We start from the raw sequence: 15,804 nt of genomic DNA on the forward strand, positions 1-15,804 counted from the left end.
ACATGATGAAGTACGGGGACAATCGGACGGGCGCGCGCATTCGGGGGAAGCGCGCACGCTCGTTCTGGACGGGGGCGATGCTGGTGCTGGGGCTGCTCGCAGCCTCCGACTGCGTCAGGGCAGCGGACGCGCCGGTCGGCGACCAGGCGCCGATGCAGGCGCCGGATCTCGGCGTGTCGCCGGTCGCGACGATGGCGTCGGCGCGGACGCGTTTTCTCTCGCTCGGTATCGGCAAATCCGTCGTCATCGACCTGCCCCGCGAGGTCAAGGACGTGCTGGTTGCCGATCCCAAGATCGCCAACGCGGTCATCCGCTCGGCTCAGCGCGCCTATATCATCGGCGGTCAGGTCGGCCAGACCAACGTCGTGTTCTTCGCCGCCGACGGCCAGCAGGTCGCCTCCTACGACATCGCGGTGAAACGCGATCTCAACGGCATGCGCGCGGCCCTGCGCCAGTCGCTGCCGGGCGTGCAGATCGAAGGCGTCGGCGACAGCGTGATGCTGACCGGTTCGGTGTCGAGCCCGGTCGAGGCGCAGCAGGCCGGCGACGTCGCCGCAAAGCTGGTCGGCGGATCGGACAAGGTCGTCAACAACATCGTCGTGCGCGGCCGCGACCAGGTGATGCTCAAGGTCGTCGTCGGCGAAGTGCGCCGCGACATCGTCAAGCAGCTCGGCGTCGATCTCAGCGCCAGCCTGAACGCCGGCACCGCGGTGGTGAACTTCAACAATTCCAACCCGTTCTCGGTCTCGGGCGGGCCGATCGTCGGCAGCAACGGGCTTGGCGTCGCCGGGCTCGCCAAGGGCATCGCCACCGTCAGCGCCACCATGCGCGCGATGGAAAGTGCCGGTGTCATGCGCACGCTGGCCGAACCGAGCCTGACGGCGATCTCGGGCGAATCCGCCACTTTCGTTGCCGGCGGCGAATTCCCGATTCCCGGAGGCTATGCCTGCGATCCGGTCACTCACGTCTGCACCACCCAGGTCACCTACAAGAAGTTCGGCATCTCGCTGAACTTCACCCCGGTCGTGCTCAGCGAAGGCCGTATCAGCCTGCGCGTGATGACCGAGGTCTCGGAGCTGTCGAACACCAACTCGATCACCTTGACCCAGGCGGTGTCCTCGACCTCGAGCAACTCGATCACCATTCCCTCGATCCAGACCCGCCGCGCCGAGACCACCCTGGAAATTCCCTCGGGCGGCTCGATGGCGATGGCCGGCCTGATCCAGCAGCAGACCAAGCAGGCAATCAACGGACTGCCTGGCGTCGACCAGGTACCGATCATCGGCGCGCTGTTCCGCAGCCAGGACTTCGTCAACAACGAGACCGAGCTGATGGTGATCGTGACGCCCTATGTGGTGCGCGCCGTCGCCCAGAAGGAATTGTCACGGCCCGACGACGGCTTTGCGCCTGCCTCGGACGCACAAAGGGCGCTGCTCGGCCGGGTCAATCGCCTCTACGGCGTCGCGGGCCCTGTCGATCCGGTCGCCGGCACGCCCGGAGATTTCGGGTTCATCATCGACTGAGACGAACGGTCTGGGGATCGGGGCAAGGAACGGGGCAAGAGGGGACCAGGCGATGACGACAACATCAGCCGATCGACGTCGCGGCTTTGGGATCGCGCTGGCACTGACGGGCCTGTCCGTCATGCTCGGTGCCTGCAACACCACCGGCGACATCGTCACCCAGACGGTCCCGACCGATTACCGCCAGCGTCACCCGATCGCGGTGCAGGAGGGCAAGAAGTCGATCGTGATCTTCGTCGGCAAGGCGCGGGGCGGCCTCTCTGCTGCGCAGCATTCGGATGTCGCGGGCGTTGCGCGGGACTGGGTGCGGGAAGGCACCGGCTCCGTCGTCGTCGACGTTCCCGTCGACAGCGCGAATTCGCGCGCGGCGGCCGCGACCTATCAGGAGATCCGCTCTGTGCTCGCATCCGGCGGCGTGCCGTCGCGTGCCATCGTGCAGCATCCCTATCGCCCTGAAGATCCCGGGCTGCTGCCCACGATTCGCCTGAGCTATTCCAGGATGGCCGCGGTGGCCGGTCCCTGCGGTCTGTGGCCGGAAGACGTCGGGCCCAACATCCTCGACCCCGGCTACAACGAGAACCGGCCCTTTTTCAATCTCGGCTGCGCCAGCCAGCGCAACCTCGCGGCAATGATCGACAACCCCGCCGATCTCGAGCAGCCACGATCCGAGACGCCGGCCTATACCGCGCGGCGCGACATCGCGTTCGAGCGCTATCGCAAGGGCACGGCGATCTCGACTCCCAATCCCGACGCCGACAAGGCCAAGCTGAGCGACACAGGCAAATGACGGGCATCCACGACGAAGAAGCGGACGATTCGCTACATCCCGAGGAACACATCGCGCCGGTTCCTCGCATCTCGGTGCAGGCCTTTTGCGAGACCGAGCAGACGCTCAAAGCGGTGACCGCGGCCGGTCAGGACCGCCGGCTTGCCAAGGCGCATCTCACCGCCAAGGACGGCGGCCTTGCCGCGGCCATCGAAGTCTATGAGTCGATGCCGACGCCGAACGTGATCGTGATCGAATCCGACGGCACGCGCGACATTCTCGAGGGATTGGACGACCTCGCCGGCGTCTGCGACCCCGGCACCCGCGTGGTGGTGATCGGCAATCCCAACGACACGGCGCCCTATCGCGAGCTGGTGCGCCGCGGCGTCAACGACTATGTGGTCGGACCGGTCGAGACCCTCGACGTCGTCCGCTCGATCTGCAGCCTGTTCTCGGCCTCCGAGACCATCATCACCGGCCGCGTCATCGCAGTGGTCGGCGCCAAGGGCGGCGTCGGCGCCTCCACCGTTGCGCATAACGTGGCCTGGACCATCGCCCGTGACCTGTCGCTCGATTCGGTCGTGATCGACCTCGATCTCGCCTTTGGCACCGCGGGCCTCGATTACAACCAGGATCCGGTGCAGGGCATCGCCAATGCGGTGCTGTCGCAGGACCGGCCGGATACGGCGCTGATGGAGCGCCTGCTCGCCAAATGCACCGAGCGCCTCAGCCTGCTCGCTGCGCCCGCCACCCTCGACCGCGTCTACGATTTCGGCGCCGAAGCCTTCGACGCCGTGTTCGACACGCTGCGCATGACCACGCCCTGCATCGTGCTCGACGTTCCCCATCAATGGTCCGGCTGGACGCGGCGCGCGCTGGTGAACGCCGACGACATCGTGATCGTGGCCGAGCCCGATCTTGCGAACCTGCGCAACACCAAGAACATGCTGAGCGTGCTGAAAGCGGCGCGACCGAACGACCGGCCGCCGCTGTACTGCCTCAACCAGGTCGGCATGCACAAGCGCGCGGAGATCGACGTCAAGGCCTTCGCCAAGACCATGGAGAGCCAGCCGATCGCGGTGATCCCGTTCGATTCGAAGCTGTTCTCGACCGCGGCCAATAACGGCCAGATGATCGCGGAAGTCTCCAAGAACCACCGCACCACCGAGCTGTTTCAGAACATGGCGAACCGCCTCGCCGGCCGCGGCGAGGTGAAGAAGCCGAAGCGCTCGTTGCTCGAGCCGCTGCTGAAGAAGCTGAAGGGCCGGTCGGGCCGCCCATCGGCCCCGCATCGCAAGGCCTCGTAGGCAAGAAGGCCGGGCTACTTCTCGGCCCGCTGCTGCTGCTTCTTCGCCAGCAGCTGGCGCAGCGCCGTGACCTTTTCCGCCGCCTGATCCGGCGGCAAATCCGCCTTGACGAGGATTTCGGCCTCGGCCTGGCGTCCCTGCAATCCCAGCACGAGGGCGAGGTTGGCACGGATCCGCACGTCTTTCTGATTGCGCTGATGGGCGCGGCCGAGCACCTGTTCGGCCCGCGGCAACTTGTTCTGCAGCATGTAGGACAGGCCGAGATTGGACAGAACCTGCGGCTCATCAGGCACGATCTTCAGCGCGCTTGCGTAATATTGCTGCGCCTCTTCATTGCGGCCGAGCTGATCGAGCGCGGCGCCCTGCGCCGATAATATCCGCCAGTCGGGATCTTCAGGCGTATGCGCGCGGCTGAGCACGTCGAAGGCCTGCTGAAAATTGCCGCTGTCGGCAAGCGCACGGCCATAGCCGGCAAGCAGCGCCTTGTTGCTGGGATGGGCGAGCACGGCCTGCTCCAGCACCGCGACCGCCTGCGCGCGCTGGCCGGTATCGCGCAGCGCCTTGCCGTATTCGAGCGCAATGGCGGGATCGCTGGGCTTGGCGCGGTAACGCTCGCGAAGCGCGTCCATCTCCGGCCTGGCGTCGGCTTTGGCGGCGGACTCCTGCTTGCCGCCGAGCGCCCCGGTGACATCCTCGATGCCAGTGGTCTGACAGCCGCCGAGGCCGAGCACCAGGAGGGCGGGAAGCAGCAATCTCGCCGGGGGGAAGGCGAGGGACGAACGCTTGGACATACTCTGATCACTCGGCAACTGATCAGAGATGCTTACCGATTAACGCTAAAGTCCCGTTAAGGACGAAGGGCCCTTGCGTCTCAATCGGTGAATTCAGCGCCGAACTCGCAACCGATGCGCCAGCGCAGGCGGCACTGCCGGGAATAGTCGGGCGCGAAGATGATGGTGAATTGCGGCGGCACTTCCAGAAACTCCGCCACGACCTTCACGCCGCCATCCGAGATATCCGTGATCGTGCAGTCCCGCGGCAGCGAGCCCGCGCCAAAATGGATCTTGGCGAGCCGGCTGCACACCCGACGTTCGCTTCTCCGGCGATTTGCAAGCATTTGAATTGTTCACCCGTTAGACCACGGCCCATCCCGCAGCCCTAGGAGTAACGGACATTCGTTGGAATGTGCTGAGGGGAGAAGCTCGCATTTGAGGTGGTGTGTCGGCTTGGCGTTTACGATCGGTTAGGGGTTGCTCGCCCTCCGCGAATGTTCCTGTATTGTTCTTGCGGAGAGGACCAAGCTCTGCTACCCCTAATTGTGCGAGAGGGGCAGGCTGGTTTGAGCATGGTTCAGCGGGTTTCCACCGTCGCCTTTGAGGGGATCGAGGCCCGCGCGGTCGACGTGCAGGTCCAGGTCGCGCCTGGATTGCCGGCCTTCGCCATCGTCGGTCTGCCGGACAAGGCGGTATCGGAGGCGCGCGAGCGGGTGCGCTCGGCGCTGATCGCCTCGGGGCTGGCGCTGCCGGCGCGGCGGATCATCGTCAATCTGGCGCCGGCCGACCTTCCCAAGGAAGGCAGCCATTACGACCTTCCGATCGCGCTCGGCCTGATGGCGGCGATCGGGGCGATCCCGCCGGATGCGCTGACGGGCTTCACCGTGCTCGGCGAGCTCGGCCTCGACGGCTCGATCGCACCCGTGGCCGGCGTTCTGCCCGCCGCGATCGGCGCCAATATGCGCGAGGAAGGGCTGATCTGTCCGGCCTCCTGCGGCTCCGAAGCGGCGTGGGCGAGCCCGGACATCCAGATCATCGCAGCCCACTCGCTGATCCAGATCGCCAACCATTTCAAGGGCACGCAGGTGCTGTCGCGGCCCTTGCCGAAGGTGCACGAGCCTGCTGCGTCCACGCTCGACCTGCGCGACATCAAGGGTCAGGAAAGCGCCAAGCGGGCGCTGGAGATCGCGGCGGCCGGCGGGCATCACCTGCTCATGATCGGCGCGCCCGGCGCCGGCAAGTCGATGCTGGCCGCGCGCCTGCCCTCGATCCTGCCGCCGCTGTCGCCGGGCGAGCTGCTCGAGGTCTCGATGATCGCCTCCGTTGCCGGCGAGATCGAAGGCGGCGCGCTGACGGCGCGGCGGCCGTTCCGCTCGCCGCATCATTCCGCCAGCATGGCCGCGCTTACCGGCGGCGGCATGCGCGCCAAGCCCGGCGAGATCTCGCTGGCGCATCAGGGCGTGCTGTTCCTCGACGAGCTGCCCGAATTCGATCCGCGCGTGCTGGATTCGCTGCGCCAGCCGCTGGAGAACGGCGAGGTCGCGGTGTCGCGCGCCAATCACCGCGTCACCTACCCTGCCCGCTTCATGCTGGTCGCGGCGATGAATCCGTGCCGCTGCGGCAACGCGTTCGAGCCCGGCTATGCCTGCAAGCGCGGCCGCATCGACCGCTGCACCGGCGACTACCAGGCGCGCATCTCGGGCCCGCTGATGGACCGCATCGACCTGCGCATCGAAGTGCCGGCCGTGACCGCGGCCGATCTGATCCTGCCGCCGCCGGCGGAGGGCTCCGCCGAGGTCGCGGCGCGCGTGGCGGCGGCGCGCGACATCCAGCTCGCGCGTTACGCGGATGCCGGCCTGCCCCATGTTCGCACCAACGCCGAGGCGCCCGCCTCGGTGCTGGAGGAGATCGCCAAGCCGGATGCGCAAGGCGCAAAACTGCTACGCGACGCCGCCGAGACGATGCGGCTGTCGGCGCGCGGCTATCACCGCGTGCTGCGGGTGGCGCGCACGCTGGCCGACCTCGATCATGCCGACAAGATCGGCCGACTGCATCTCGCCGAAGCGCTGTCCTATCGCGCACTCGCGGAGGATGTGCGGCAGCTGGCTTGATCATTCCGCGCATCAACCCGGCGGTAACGAGTTTCCTTTACGCTCTGCAAACCATAAGGCCCAATGAGTTCCCGAGGGCCCGGCGAGTAGAGTGTCATGTTGCGTTTCAAGATCCTGGCCTCGGTTGTTCCCCTGTTGGCGGCGGCGGTGTTTGCCCGCGCCGAGATCGGATCGGTCTCGCATCCCTGCATCGCCCTCGGCGACACCTCGGTCGAGCTGACGTCGCTGTTCTGGACCGCCGGCGTGCATGTCGCCTTCACCGATGATCCGGAACGGGCCACGGTGCGGGTGCAAGTCACCGACGATGCCGACGCGGCGGACTTCACCGTGGTGGACGACGGCCTCGGTTCCGAGCCGGATTCCTGCCAGGCCAATCCCTCCACGCGCCTGGTCTCGATTGCCGCGCAGCCCGTCGATGGCGGCCAGGTGATCTATCTCTCCAGCGAAGGGCCGGCGGACTACCGCATCTATGTGCGTTCGAAGTCGTTCTCGCAGCGCGAGGCGGCGGCGCTGATCGTCGGCGCCCGCGGCAGCCATCGCCATCTCCAGGCCGCCTCGCTCTGAGGGGTTAACACCCCATCAACCCTGTTTGGAGGCAGCACCAAAGCCTCAAACTGTTCGCAAGGTCGAGGCGACATCGTCGCACGCGGCGGCGGGTTTGAGACAAAGGTCGGTTGGCGATGGGTCGGACGTTCCGGATCAAGGTGCGCATGCGCCGTTTCAGGCGGCAGCACCCCCGCATCGCCTTCGCGATCCGCTCCTTCATGATCTTCTCGGCGACCTTCGGCGGCGCCTATGGTTTCGTCTCCGGCAGCCGGTCGGAAAACTCCGGCTACGATCCCCATGCCTTTGCGATCGGCGCGAGCCTGCTGTTCGCGATCGCCTGCCTCGGCCTTGCGACGCTCAGCATGCGCCTGCGCTTCGTGGCCAAACGGCTGCGGACGCTCGCCGCCCACAACGAAACCCTAATCGACCGCAATTGGGAGCTGAAGGAAGCGGAAGAACGCGCCCGCAGCCTGTTCGAGCAGCAGGGCGATCTCATCGTGCTGCGCGCGACCGACGGCCGCATCACCTTTGCCAACGAGGCCTATTGCGCGCTCGCGGGACAAAAGCGCAGCGCGCTGGTCGGCACGCGTTTTAATTTCGACGTGCTGGAGCAGGGCGACAGCGCGCGCGAGAGCAACGGCACGCGCATCCATGACCAGAAGATCGCAACCCCGCTCGGCGCGCGCTGGATCGCCTGGCGCGAGGGTTATGTCCGCCTCGATGCCGGCCAGCCCGCCGAATTGCAGAGCGTGGGGCGCGACGTCACCGACCGCACCGAAACCGAGCGCGCCTTGTCCGACGCGCGCGACCAGGCCGACGCCGCCAACCGCGCCAAATCGCGCTTCCTCGCGATGGCCTCGCACGAGATCCGCACGCCGCTCAACGGCATCATCGGCATGGGCGGGCTCCTGCTCGACACCAATCTGACGCCGGAGCAGGCGACCTATGCCAAAGCGGTCAAGACCTCGGGCGAGGCCTTGATGGCGCTGATCGAGGAATTGCTCGACTATTCCAAGATCGAAGCGGGCAAGCTCGATCTCGAGCAGCGTCCCTTCGCGCTCTCGGTTCTGGTCGAGGAGATCACCGAGCTGCTGGCGCCGCGCGCGCAGGCAAAGTCGCTCGAGATCGCGGCCTATGTCGACGAGCGGCTGCCGCTGGAAGTGGTCGGCGACGCCGCGCGGCTGCGCCAGGTGCTGCTCAACCTCGCCGGCAACGCCATCAAGTTCACGGGCAGCGGCGGCGTCGCGCTGATCGTCGAGCCCGGCATCTGGCCGAACGAGATCAGCTTCCTGGTCCGCGACACCGGCATCGGCATTGCGCCGGCAGCGCAGCAGCGCATCTTCCGCGAATTCGAGCAGGCCGACGAGCGCATCGCCCGCACCTATGGCGGCACCGGGCTCGGGCTTGCCATCAGCGAACGCATCGTCAGGCGCATGGGCGGCCGGATTACGCTCGAAAGCGAGCCGGGCAAGGGCTCGACCTTCGAGATCGCGGTGCCGCTTCCGTCGTCGCAAGCCAGCGCGGGACAGACGGCCTTTCCGAGCCCCGACCTCGCCGGCAAGTCGATCCTCCTTGTCGCCGACGGCATCGAAGCCTCGCTGATTGCGCGGCGCCTGGAGCGCTGGGGCGGCCAGACCTGCATGGTTGCGGACGCCGCCGTCGCCGAAGCGCTGCTGCCCGAGCGCTCATGGCACGTCGTGCTGATCGATCGCGCGATCGGCCCTGAATTGGCCGACCAGCTGGGCGACATGGCCCGCGCGCATGCGCCGCAGCGCCTCGTCCTGCTGACGTCGAGCTCGCGCCATGAAAAGTTGTCGCCGGCCTTCACCGGCTTTCTGGTGAAGCCGCTGCGGGCGGCCTCGCTCGCCGCGCGCCTTTCGCTGACGCCGGAGGTCGCCTCGCCCGATCTCGCGCCGGAACCACCGGCTGAAGCTAAGGGCGGGCCACAAGCAAAGGGCCTGTCGATCCTCGTCGCAGAGGACAACGAGATCAACGCGCTGTTGATGCGCTCGCTGCTGACGAAGCTCGGCCATCGCGTCGTGATCGCCGTGCACGGCGAGGCCGCGCTGGAATCCTGGCTCGCAGCGTCATCGGCCGGTACGCCCTATGATCTCGTGCTGATGGATATCCAGATGCCGCAGCTCGACGGCATCGAGGCGACGAAGCGGATCCGCGCGCATGAGGCCGCCACGGGCAGCCACCACACGCCGATCCTCGCGCTCACCGCCAATACGCTGGTGGAGGATCGCTATGCCTGCTTCGAAGCCGGCATGACTGGCTTTCTGATCAAGCCGCTCGATCGCGACAAGCTCGACGAAGCGCTGGCGGGGCTCGCGGCCGCGCGGCGGCTGGCCGTCTGATCGGGAACTTCGCGGGAACCCGGGCCGGTCAGCATTCCATAATTGAAGTCGAGCGGTTTGCGCGTCACCATCCTCGGGGGGCATTTGCAATCGAGGATTTTGCGCATGAACGTGCTTTGCCGCCTCACATTGATTGTCCTGCTCGCCGGCTTCTCCCGACACGCCGCGGCCGATACGCCTGATCTCATCGCCTCGCTCAAGCAAGGCGGCTACGTGCTGATCTTCCGGCACACCGCCACCGACGACAGCCAAAAGGACGTCTATCCCTTCAAGTTCGACGATATGAGCGCGCAGCGCCAGCTCAGCGACAAGGGCAGGGACATGGCGCGCCAGATCGGGGCGGCAATCAAGGAGCTCGCGATCCCGATCGGCGATGTCTACACCAGCCGGCTGAACCGCGCGATCGAGGCCGGCAAGCTGATCTCCGGCCACGAGGTCAAGCCGGTCGATGCGCTGACGGACAGCAGCAATGCCAGCGCGTCGGGAATGGCAAACCCGACCGGCGCCAATGCCAAGGCGGGACAGGCCGTGCGTCAACTCGTCGATACGCCGCCGAAAGCCGGCACCAACACGTTCCTCATTACCCACAAGACAAACATCGCCGATGCCTTCGGCAAGGAGGCCGGCGACGTGCAGGAAGGCGAAGCCTTCGTTTACAAGGCCGGTGGCTCCGGCCCCGCCACCTTTGCGGGGCGCATCAAGATCGCGGATTGGACCGCGAAGACCCGCAAGTGACAGGCCGCATCCATCCGGCCGGCGGCGCGACGGAGGCGGGGCGTGACTTGCGACCGTGACTTGCCGCTCCGCCTCGGTCCTGTGCTAGCAAAGTCCGGTAAGGTGCGACTGGAGGCCGGCGACACGTGAGAACATCGGAAGACCGCTCATTCCTCGTCTGGCTCGGCGCGATCACCCTCGTGTTCGGCTGGCTGCTTTGGCCGTTCTCCGGCGCGGTGTTGTGGGCCACGCTGCTGGCGATCATCTTCGCGCCGGTCTATCGACGCTGCCTGGAAATGTTTCCGGAATGGCGCAACCTTGCTGCGCTCTCCACCGTCATCGTGGTGGTCGTCATGGTCCTGATCCCCGTCGGGATCGTGATCGCGTCGCTCATCGACCAGGGCGGCGAGCTCTACCAGCGCGTTCAGACCGGCGAGATCAATCTGGCTCATCCCCTGCAGCAGCTGAAAGCCGCGCTGCCGGATTGGGCCGCCTCCATATCGGATCGCCTGGCCGGCATCGATCTGACCGCACTGAAGGAACGCCTGTCGAGCCTGGTGGTCCCGGCCGGCCAGCAGCTCGCCGGGCATGCGATCAACCTCGGCCAATTGACGCTGGAGTTCGTCGCGAGCCTGCTCGTGATGCTGTACCTGCTGTTCTTCTTCCTGCGCGACGGCGACGAGCTGAACCTGCGCATTCGCGACGCGCTGCCGCTGCGCGCGAGCCAAACCGCCGAGATCCTGGACGCGTTCACGCTGGCGGTTCGCGGGACGATCAAGGGCATCATCCTGGTTGCGATGATCCAGGGTGCGCTTGGCGGGCTGATCTTCTGGCTGCTCGGCCTGACCGCGCCGCTGCTGGCGGGCGCCATCATGGCACTGCTTTCGCTTCTGCCCGTGCTCGGCTCCGCCCTGGTCTGGGCGCCAGCCGGACTCTATTTGCTTGTGGCCGGCTCGGTCACGAAGGGGCTCATCCTGCTCGCTTTCGGAACCTTCGTGATCGGTCTTGCCGACAATTTTCTGCGTCCTGTCCTGGTCGGCCAGTCGATCCGGATGCCCAGCTACGTCGTGCTGCTGGCCACGCTCGGCGGCCTTGCGACCTTTGGCGCGAACGGCTTCGTCATCGGCCCGCTTGTCGCCGCGATGTTCCTGACGGCATGGCAAATCTTCATCGGTTCAAAAGAGCGGCAGCAGATCCGCAAGTGACCCGTTAGGCGGCGTGCGCCATAAAACGCGGCGCGGAGAGCCTCTCGGGCGGCCCCGGAGTTCCCTTGAAGATGGTGTCCGCCTGCGCGGCGCGCTTGCAATGTGGGCAGACGAAGAGGTGCGCGATGATCGGAACCGGCTCGTCCGCGAGCAATTCGGATCGCCACCATCTCATCTCGATATGGCAATCCGGGCAGGTCGGTGCTTCCAGATGCTCGGCGGCGCTTCTGAGACGATCAACCATGGAGCCCTCGCATTTCGAAGGTCATAGCCGAATACCGCTTGCCGGTCTGCAACAAAAGACACTTTTTGCCCGAACAGACCAGCGCCTGCTCAACCGATGCGATCACAGCCGCCTGAGCGCCACGCTCTCCACCGTGTGGTCGGCGCCCTTTTTCAGGATCAGCGTCGCGCGGGGGCGGGTCGGCAGGATGTTGTCCTCGAGATTGGCGAGGTTGGTGCGCTCCCAGATCGCGATCGCGGTGGCGGTGGCTTCATCGTCCGACAGCAGCGCATAGCGGTTGAAGTAGGATTTGGGATTGGTGAACGCGGTGTCGCGCAGCGCCAGGAAGCGCTTGATGTACCATTGCCGCAGCGCCGCCTCGTCGGCGTCGATATAGACCGAGAAATCGAAGAAGTCGGAGACCACGGGCACCGCCTTGCCGTCCCGCGGCAGCTTGCCGGTCTGCAGCACGTTGACGCCCTCGACGATCAGGATGTCGGGCTGGTCTATCTCGGCCCACTGGTTCGGCACGATGTCGTAGGTCAGATGCGAATAGACCGGCGCGCGCACATGACGCCGGCCGGACTTGATATCGGAGAGGAAGCTGAGCAGCAGCGGCAGGTCGTAGCTTTCAGGGAAACCCTTCTTCTGCATGATGCCCTGCCGATCGAGCACCGCGTTGGGATAGAGGAATCCGTCGGTGGTGATCAGCTCGACCTTCGGACGCGGCGACCAGCGCGCCAGCAGCGCCTGGAGCACGCGGGCCGTGGTGGATTTCCCGACGGCGACCGATCCGGCGACGCCGATGATGTAGGGCACCTTGCGGTCGCGGATGTTGAGGAACTGGCGCTCGGCGTAATACAGGCGCTGCATCGCATCGACGTAGATCGAGAGCAGGCGCGACAGTGGAAGGTAGATGTCCTCGACCTCCTGAAGGTCGAGGCGGTCGTGCAGTGAGCGCAGCCGGTCGAACTCGCCCGGCTCCAGCGTCATCGGCGTGTCGTCGCGCAGTCGCGACCACTCTTCGCGCGTATAAACGCGGTACGGATTATACTGCTGCTCGGGTGCGCGGATATCCATGACGCGACCTTTCCGTTGAGAGCCTGACTAGCTGCCGCTCTTGCGTGACGCTTTCTCTTCCAACCCGGACATGTTCGTCCGCTTGTCCAGCGCCGCCTCGACCTCCTCCAGCTTTACGCCGCGGGCCTTGAGCAAGACAAGGAAGTGATAGAGCAGGTCGGCACTTTCAGCGATCAGATGCGCGCGATCGTTTTCGACTGCTGCGATTACGGTTTCGACTGCTTCCTCACCGAACTTCTTTGCGCAATGCTCGGCGCCCTTGTCGAGGAGCTTGCGGGTATAGGACGCCTCGCCGCCGGCCGCCGCGCGGGCGTCGATGGTCTCGGCCAGATCATGGATCGTGAAACGCGGCATCGGACTTACTCGGAAACACGCTAGGCAGCGGACTTGGCTACGGAGGCCATCCCCGCTACCTCATGTAGCACTTTTACGAACGGGAGTCGTCAGGCATCGAGGCGCATCGCCAGTCCGCGGCGGGCCATGTGCTCCTTGGCTTCGCGGATGGTGAATTCCCCGAAATGGAAGATCGAGGCCGCCAGCACAGCCGTGGCGTGTCCATCGCGGATGCCGTCGACGAGATGGTCGAGATTGCCGACGCCGCCCGAGGCGATCACCGGGACGGGCACGCTGTCGGCGATCGCCCGGGTCAGCGGGATGTCGAATCCTTGCCTCGTGCCATCGCGGTCCATCGAGGTGAGCAGGATTTCGCCGGCGCCGAGCGAGACCACTTCCTGGGCATATTCGATCGCATCGATGCCGGTCGAGTTGCGGCCGCCATGGGTAAAGATCTCCCAGCGGTCACCGCCCGGGCGCTTGACCCGCTTGGCGTCGATCGCGACCACGACGCACTGCTCGCCGAATTTCTCGGCCGCTTCCTTGACGAACTCGCGCCGCGACACCGCGGCGCTGTTGATCGAGACCTTGTCGGCCCCCGCGCGCAGCAGCGTCTTGATGTCGTTGACCTCACGCACGCCGCCACCGACGGTGACAGGCATGAAACAGGCTTCCGCGGTGCGGCGGACCACGTCGAGCATGATGCCGCGGTTTTCATGAGTGGCGGTGATGTCGAGGAAGGTGAGCTCGTCGGCGCCGGCGGCGTCATAGGCAATGGCGGCCTCGACGGGATCGCCGGCATCGCGTAGGTCAACGAAGTTGACGCCCTTGACGACGCGGCCGTCCTTGACGTCGAGGCAGGGGATCACGCGCACCTTGAACATGTGTCGGCTCCTAGGCGGTGCGCGCGTTGCGGATCAAGGTGAGGGCAGCCGCGGGATCGAGCCGGCCGTCGTAAAGCGCGCGGCCCGCAATCGCGCCGGCGAGCTTTTTCGCGCGCGGCGTCAGCATCGCCTTGACGTCCTCGATCGAGGCGAGGCCGCCCGAGGCGATCACGGGAATCGAGATGGCATCGGCGAGCGCAATGGTCGCGTCGAGGTTCAAGCCCTTGAGCAGGCCGTCGCGCGCGATGTCGGTGAAGATGATCGCGGCGACGCCGGCATCTTCGAAACGCTTGGCGATTTCGAGCACCGTGACCTGCGAAGTCTCGGCCCAGCCTTCGACCGCGACCTTGCCGTCGCGCGCATCGAGCCCGACCGCGACGCGGCCGGGGAATGTCTTCGCGGCAGATTTCACCAACTCCGGATCACGCACCGCGGCAGTACCGATGATGACGCGGGTGATGCCCTTGTCGAGCCAGGCTTCGACGGTCTTGAGATCGCGAATGCCGCCGCCGAGCTGCACCGGAATCTTGATCGTCTTCAGCATCGCCTCGACGGCCTCGGCATTCACCGGCTTGCCGGCGAAGGCGCCGTCGAGGTCGACGACGTGCAGATATTCAAAGCCCTGCTCGACAAAGCTCTGCGCCTGCGCGGCCGGATTGAGGTTGAACACGGTCGCGCGCGCCATGTCGCCTTGCTCGAGGCGCACGCATTGGCCGTTCTTGAGGTCGATCGCGGGGAAGAGAATCACGGTTTCCATCGCAAGAAGTTCGAGATCAGAGCAAGGCCGAAGCGCTGGCTCTTCTCGGGGTGAAACTGCGTGCCGATGGCGGTATCCTTGCCGACGATCGCGGTGACAGGCCCGCCGTAATCGGCGCGCGCGAGCACGTCCGCCTCGTTGGCGGCGTTGAGGTGATAGGAGTGTACGAAGTAAGCGTGCTGGCCCTTGGGGCCGAGCGGCAGCTTGTTCAGCACCGGATGCTCCCTGAGCACCTCCAGCGTATTCCAGCCCATGTGCGGGATCTTCAGGCTCTCGTCGCGCGGCGTGATCTTCTCGACGTCGCCGCCGATCCAGTTCAGGCCTTCGGTGATGACATGCTCCTTGCCGCGGCTCGCCATCAGCTGCATGCCGACGCAGATGCCGAAGAACGGCCGCGCCTTCACGCGCACCGCTTCGGTGATCGCCTCGACCATGCCGTTGACGGCGTCGAGCCCGCGCCGGCAATCGGCGAAGGCGCCGACCCCGGGCAGCACCAGGCGGTCGGCTTCGTAAGCTTGGTCCGGATCGCTGGTAACAAAGACCTTTTGCGGGTTCTCCAGGCTGCGCGCGGCGCGCTCGAAGGCCTTCGCGGCGGAATGCAGATTGCCGGAACCGTAATCGATGATGGCGACGCTCATCTTGACCCTCCCGGTTCTGGAAACAATCCAATGATGCCGCCGGCCGGAATCGGCGGCGGGTTCGAGAATGGCTGACCCGGCACGCTGCGGGTCGGCGGCGGGCCGCCGCGATCGACGGCCCATTGATCATTGACGATGCCGTGCTGGGACTTGCTCCAGCGCTCGAAGAAGCGGCGCTCGGCCGTGTCCTCGTCGTCGGCAACCACCACGTCGAGTTGCCGCCAATTGCCGCGCGACAGCGTCCAGCGGCGCAGGCTCGCAGCCTCGAGACCCATCAAGAGGGCGACGATGAGGTCGGCGAAGAAGATCGACGGGCGTCCGACGCCGAGGCTCGACAGCCCCGCATTGAACGCGGCGACGAAGATCAGATAGCCGATCAGCGCCAGCCACAGCCTGTTCCACAGCAGCCAGAGCGGTCCGAAGATCATCGCCCAGAAATGAAAGCCGTCGCGCACGAACACGAATTTGTCGGTCGCGCGCAGATCGGCTCCGGCAGGAGAGGGAGCGTGAACTGTGTAGACAGGCATGGTGATGCCCCGTTCCTCGGAATTCAGTGATAGGCGGCGTGTGCCGCCGGCCGAATG

The 15,804-nt window shown here is 66.0% G+C and carries 17 protein-coding genes; 8 read left to right on the forward strand and 9 right to left on the reverse strand.

All coding sequences use genetic code 11. The features are described 5' to 3' along the window. The first annotated feature begins 5 nt into the window (after positions 1 to 5). From ML401_RS00835 to ML401_RS00845, 3 genes are read left to right on the forward strand one after another with little or no spacing between them, the layout of a single operon-like run. Positions 6 to 1,523: a type II and III secretion system protein family protein gene (locus ML401_RS00835; protein WP_285812787.1), complete on the forward strand. Its 1,518-nt coding sequence runs from the start codon at positions 6 to 8 to the stop codon at positions 1,521 to 1,523. Positions 1,524 to 1,575: 52 nt separating this feature from the next. After that, positions 1,576 to 2,310: a CpaD family pilus assembly protein gene (locus tag ML401_RS00840; protein ID WP_212064844.1), complete on the forward strand. Its 735-nt coding sequence runs from the start codon at positions 1,576 to 1,578 to the stop codon at positions 2,308 to 2,310. Beyond that, a complete protein-coding gene (locus tag ML401_RS00845; RefSeq protein WP_194405246.1) occupies positions 2,307 to 3,596 on the forward strand; it encodes an AAA family ATPase in 1,290 nt (429 codons plus the stop codon). Before ML401_RS00840 ends, ML401_RS00845 begins: the two co-directional genes overlap by 4 nt. Before the next feature lie 14 nt (positions 3,597 to 3,610). Here the strand turns inward: ML401_RS00845 and ML401_RS00850 are convergent, their stop codons facing one another. Beyond that, a complete protein-coding gene (locus tag ML401_RS00850; protein WP_211415219.1) occupies positions 3,611 to 4,387 on the reverse strand; it encodes a tetratricopeptide repeat protein in 777 nt (258 codons plus the stop codon). 80 nt (positions 4,388 to 4,467) lie between these two features. Beyond that, positions 4,468 to 4,713 (reverse strand): PilZ domain-containing protein, encoded by a 246-nt coding sequence (locus ML401_RS00855; RefSeq protein ID WP_011083489.1) that lies wholly within the window; start codon positions 4,711 to 4,713, stop codon positions 4,468 to 4,470. A 228-nt stretch (positions 4,714 to 4,941) separates the two neighbouring features. Between ML401_RS00855 and ML401_RS00860 the strand changes: the two genes are divergently transcribed. The 5 genes from ML401_RS00860 to ML401_RS00880 all read left to right on the forward strand — a co-directional run bounded on the left by ML401_RS00860 (position 4,942) and on the right by ML401_RS00880 (position 11,305). Further along, on the forward strand, positions 4,942 to 6,480 hold the full coding sequence (locus ML401_RS00860) for a YifB family Mg chelatase-like AAA ATPase (RefSeq protein ID WP_285809143.1): 1,539 nt from the start codon (positions 4,942 to 4,944) through the stop codon (positions 6,478 to 6,480). Between the two features lie 96 nt (positions 6,481 to 6,576). After that, positions 6,577 to 7,044, forward strand: a complete 468-nt coding sequence (locus ML401_RS00865) for a hypothetical protein (RefSeq protein ID WP_285809144.1) — start codon at positions 6,577 to 6,579, stop codon at positions 7,042 to 7,044. Between the two features lie 116 nt (positions 7,045 to 7,160). Then, the gene (locus tag ML401_RS00870) at positions 7,161 to 9,386 is read left to right on the forward strand and encodes an ATP-binding protein (protein WP_285809145.1); all 2,226 of its coding nucleotides are present in this window, start codon (positions 7,161 to 7,163) and stop codon (positions 9,384 to 9,386) included. Between the two features lie 105 nt (positions 9,387 to 9,491). Beyond that, positions 9,492 to 10,121, forward strand: coding sequence for a histidine phosphatase family protein (locus ML401_RS00875; protein WP_285809147.1), 630 nt, complete (start codon positions 9,492 to 9,494; stop codon positions 10,119 to 10,121). 125 nt (positions 10,122 to 10,246) lie between these two features. Further along, entirely contained in the window at positions 10,247 to 11,305 is a 1,059-nt protein-coding gene (locus ML401_RS00880) for an AI-2E family transporter (protein ID WP_285809149.1), read from the forward strand. A 4-nt stretch (positions 11,306 to 11,309) separates the two neighbouring features. On the opposite strand, the gene ML401_RS00885 is transcribed toward ML401_RS00880, so the two are convergent. The 7 genes from ML401_RS00885 to ML401_RS00915 form a co-directional block, all read right to left on the reverse strand. Next, positions 11,310 to 11,549: a hypothetical protein gene (locus ML401_RS00885; protein WP_211415214.1), complete on the reverse strand. Its 240-nt coding sequence runs from the start codon at positions 11,547 to 11,549 to the stop codon at positions 11,310 to 11,312. Between the two features lie 102 nt (positions 11,550 to 11,651). Then, positions 11,652 to 12,608, reverse strand: coding sequence for a type I pantothenate kinase (gene coaA, locus ML401_RS00890; protein WP_211415213.1), 957 nt, complete (start codon positions 12,606 to 12,608; stop codon positions 11,652 to 11,654). A 27-nt stretch (positions 12,609 to 12,635) separates the two neighbouring features. Next, positions 12,636 to 12,962, reverse strand: coding sequence for a phosphoribosyl-ATP diphosphatase (locus tag ML401_RS00895; RefSeq protein ID WP_194405254.1), 327 nt, complete (start codon positions 12,960 to 12,962; stop codon positions 12,636 to 12,638). Positions 12,963 to 13,051: 89 nt separating this feature from the next. Further along, on the reverse strand, positions 13,052 to 13,825 hold the full coding sequence (gene hisF, locus ML401_RS00900; RefSeq protein WP_027561669.1) for an imidazole glycerol phosphate synthase subunit HisF: 774 nt from the start codon (positions 13,823 to 13,825) through the stop codon (positions 13,052 to 13,054). Between the two features lie 10 nt (positions 13,826 to 13,835). Beyond that, on the reverse strand, positions 13,836 to 14,573 hold the full coding sequence (gene hisA, locus ML401_RS00905; protein WP_212064735.1) for a 1-(5-phosphoribosyl)-5-[(5-phosphoribosylamino)methylideneamino]imidazole-4-carboxamide isomerase: 738 nt from the start codon (positions 14,571 to 14,573) through the stop codon (positions 13,836 to 13,838). Continuing rightward, complete coding sequence (gene hisH, locus ML401_RS00910) at positions 14,570 to 15,220, reverse strand: imidazole glycerol phosphate synthase subunit HisH (RefSeq protein WP_285809154.1); 651 nt, start codon at positions 15,218 to 15,220, stop codon at positions 14,570 to 14,572. The genes hisA and hisH overlap by 4 nt, the downstream gene beginning before the upstream one ends. Next, positions 15,217 to 15,747 (reverse strand): DUF2628 domain-containing protein, encoded by a 531-nt coding sequence (locus ML401_RS00915; protein ID WP_285809155.1) that lies wholly within the window; start codon positions 15,745 to 15,747, stop codon positions 15,217 to 15,219. Before ML401_RS00915 ends, hisH begins: the two co-directional genes overlap by 4 nt. Between the last annotated feature and the right edge of the window lie 57 nt (positions 15,748 to 15,804).

It is taken from the genome of Bradyrhizobium sp. 62B (assembly GCF_030272265.2).
Classification (GTDB): Bacteria; Pseudomonadota; Alphaproteobacteria; order Rhizobiales; family Xanthobacteraceae; genus Bradyrhizobium.

Coding starts and splice junctions, on each gene's coding strand:
- ML401_RS00835 (WP_285812787.1), top strand. CDS start 6: ATGAAGTACGGGGACAATCGGACGGGCGCGCGCATTCGGGGGAAGCGC.
- ML401_RS00840 (WP_212064844.1), top strand. CDS start 1,576: ATGACGACAACATCAGCCGATCGACGTCGCGGCTTTGGGATCGCGCTG.
- ML401_RS00845 (WP_194405246.1), top strand. CDS start 2,307: ATGACGGGCATCCACGACGAAGAAGCGGACGATTCGCTACATCCCGAG.
- ML401_RS00850 (WP_211415219.1), bottom strand. CDS start 4,387: ATGTCCAAGCGTTCGTCCCTCGCCTTCCCCCCGGCGAGATTGCTGCTT.
- ML401_RS00855 (WP_011083489.1), bottom strand. CDS start 4,713: ATGCTTGCAAATCGCCGGAGAAGCGAACGTCGGGTGTGCAGCCGGCTC.
- ML401_RS00860 (WP_285809143.1), top strand. CDS start 4,942: ATGGTTCAGCGGGTTTCCACCGTCGCCTTTGAGGGGATCGAGGCCCGC.
- ML401_RS00865 (WP_285809144.1), top strand. CDS start 6,577: ATGTTGCGTTTCAAGATCCTGGCCTCGGTTGTTCCCCTGTTGGCGGCG.
- ML401_RS00870 (WP_285809145.1), top strand. CDS start 7,161: ATGGGTCGGACGTTCCGGATCAAGGTGCGCATGCGCCGTTTCAGGCGG.
- ML401_RS00875 (WP_285809147.1), top strand. CDS start 9,492: ATGAACGTGCTTTGCCGCCTCACATTGATTGTCCTGCTCGCCGGCTTC.
- ML401_RS00885 (WP_211415214.1), bottom strand. CDS start 11,549: ATGGTTGATCGTCTCAGAAGCGCCGCCGAGCATCTGGAAGCACCGACC.
- coaA (WP_211415213.1), bottom strand. CDS start 12,608: ATGGATATCCGCGCACCCGAGCAGCAGTATAATCCGTACCGCGTTTAT.
- ML401_RS00895 (WP_194405254.1), bottom strand. CDS start 12,962: ATGCCGCGTTTCACGATCCATGATCTGGCCGAGACCATCGACGCCCGC.
- hisF (WP_027561669.1), bottom strand. CDS start 13,825: ATGTTCAAGGTGCGCGTGATCCCCTGCCTCGACGTCAAGGACGGCCGC.
- hisH (WP_285809154.1), bottom strand. CDS start 15,220: ATGAGCGTCGCCATCATCGATTACGGTTCCGGCAATCTGCATTCCGCC.
- ML401_RS00915 (WP_285809155.1), bottom strand. CDS start 15,747: ATGCCTGTCTACACAGTTCACGCTCCCTCTCCTGCCGGAGCCGATCTG.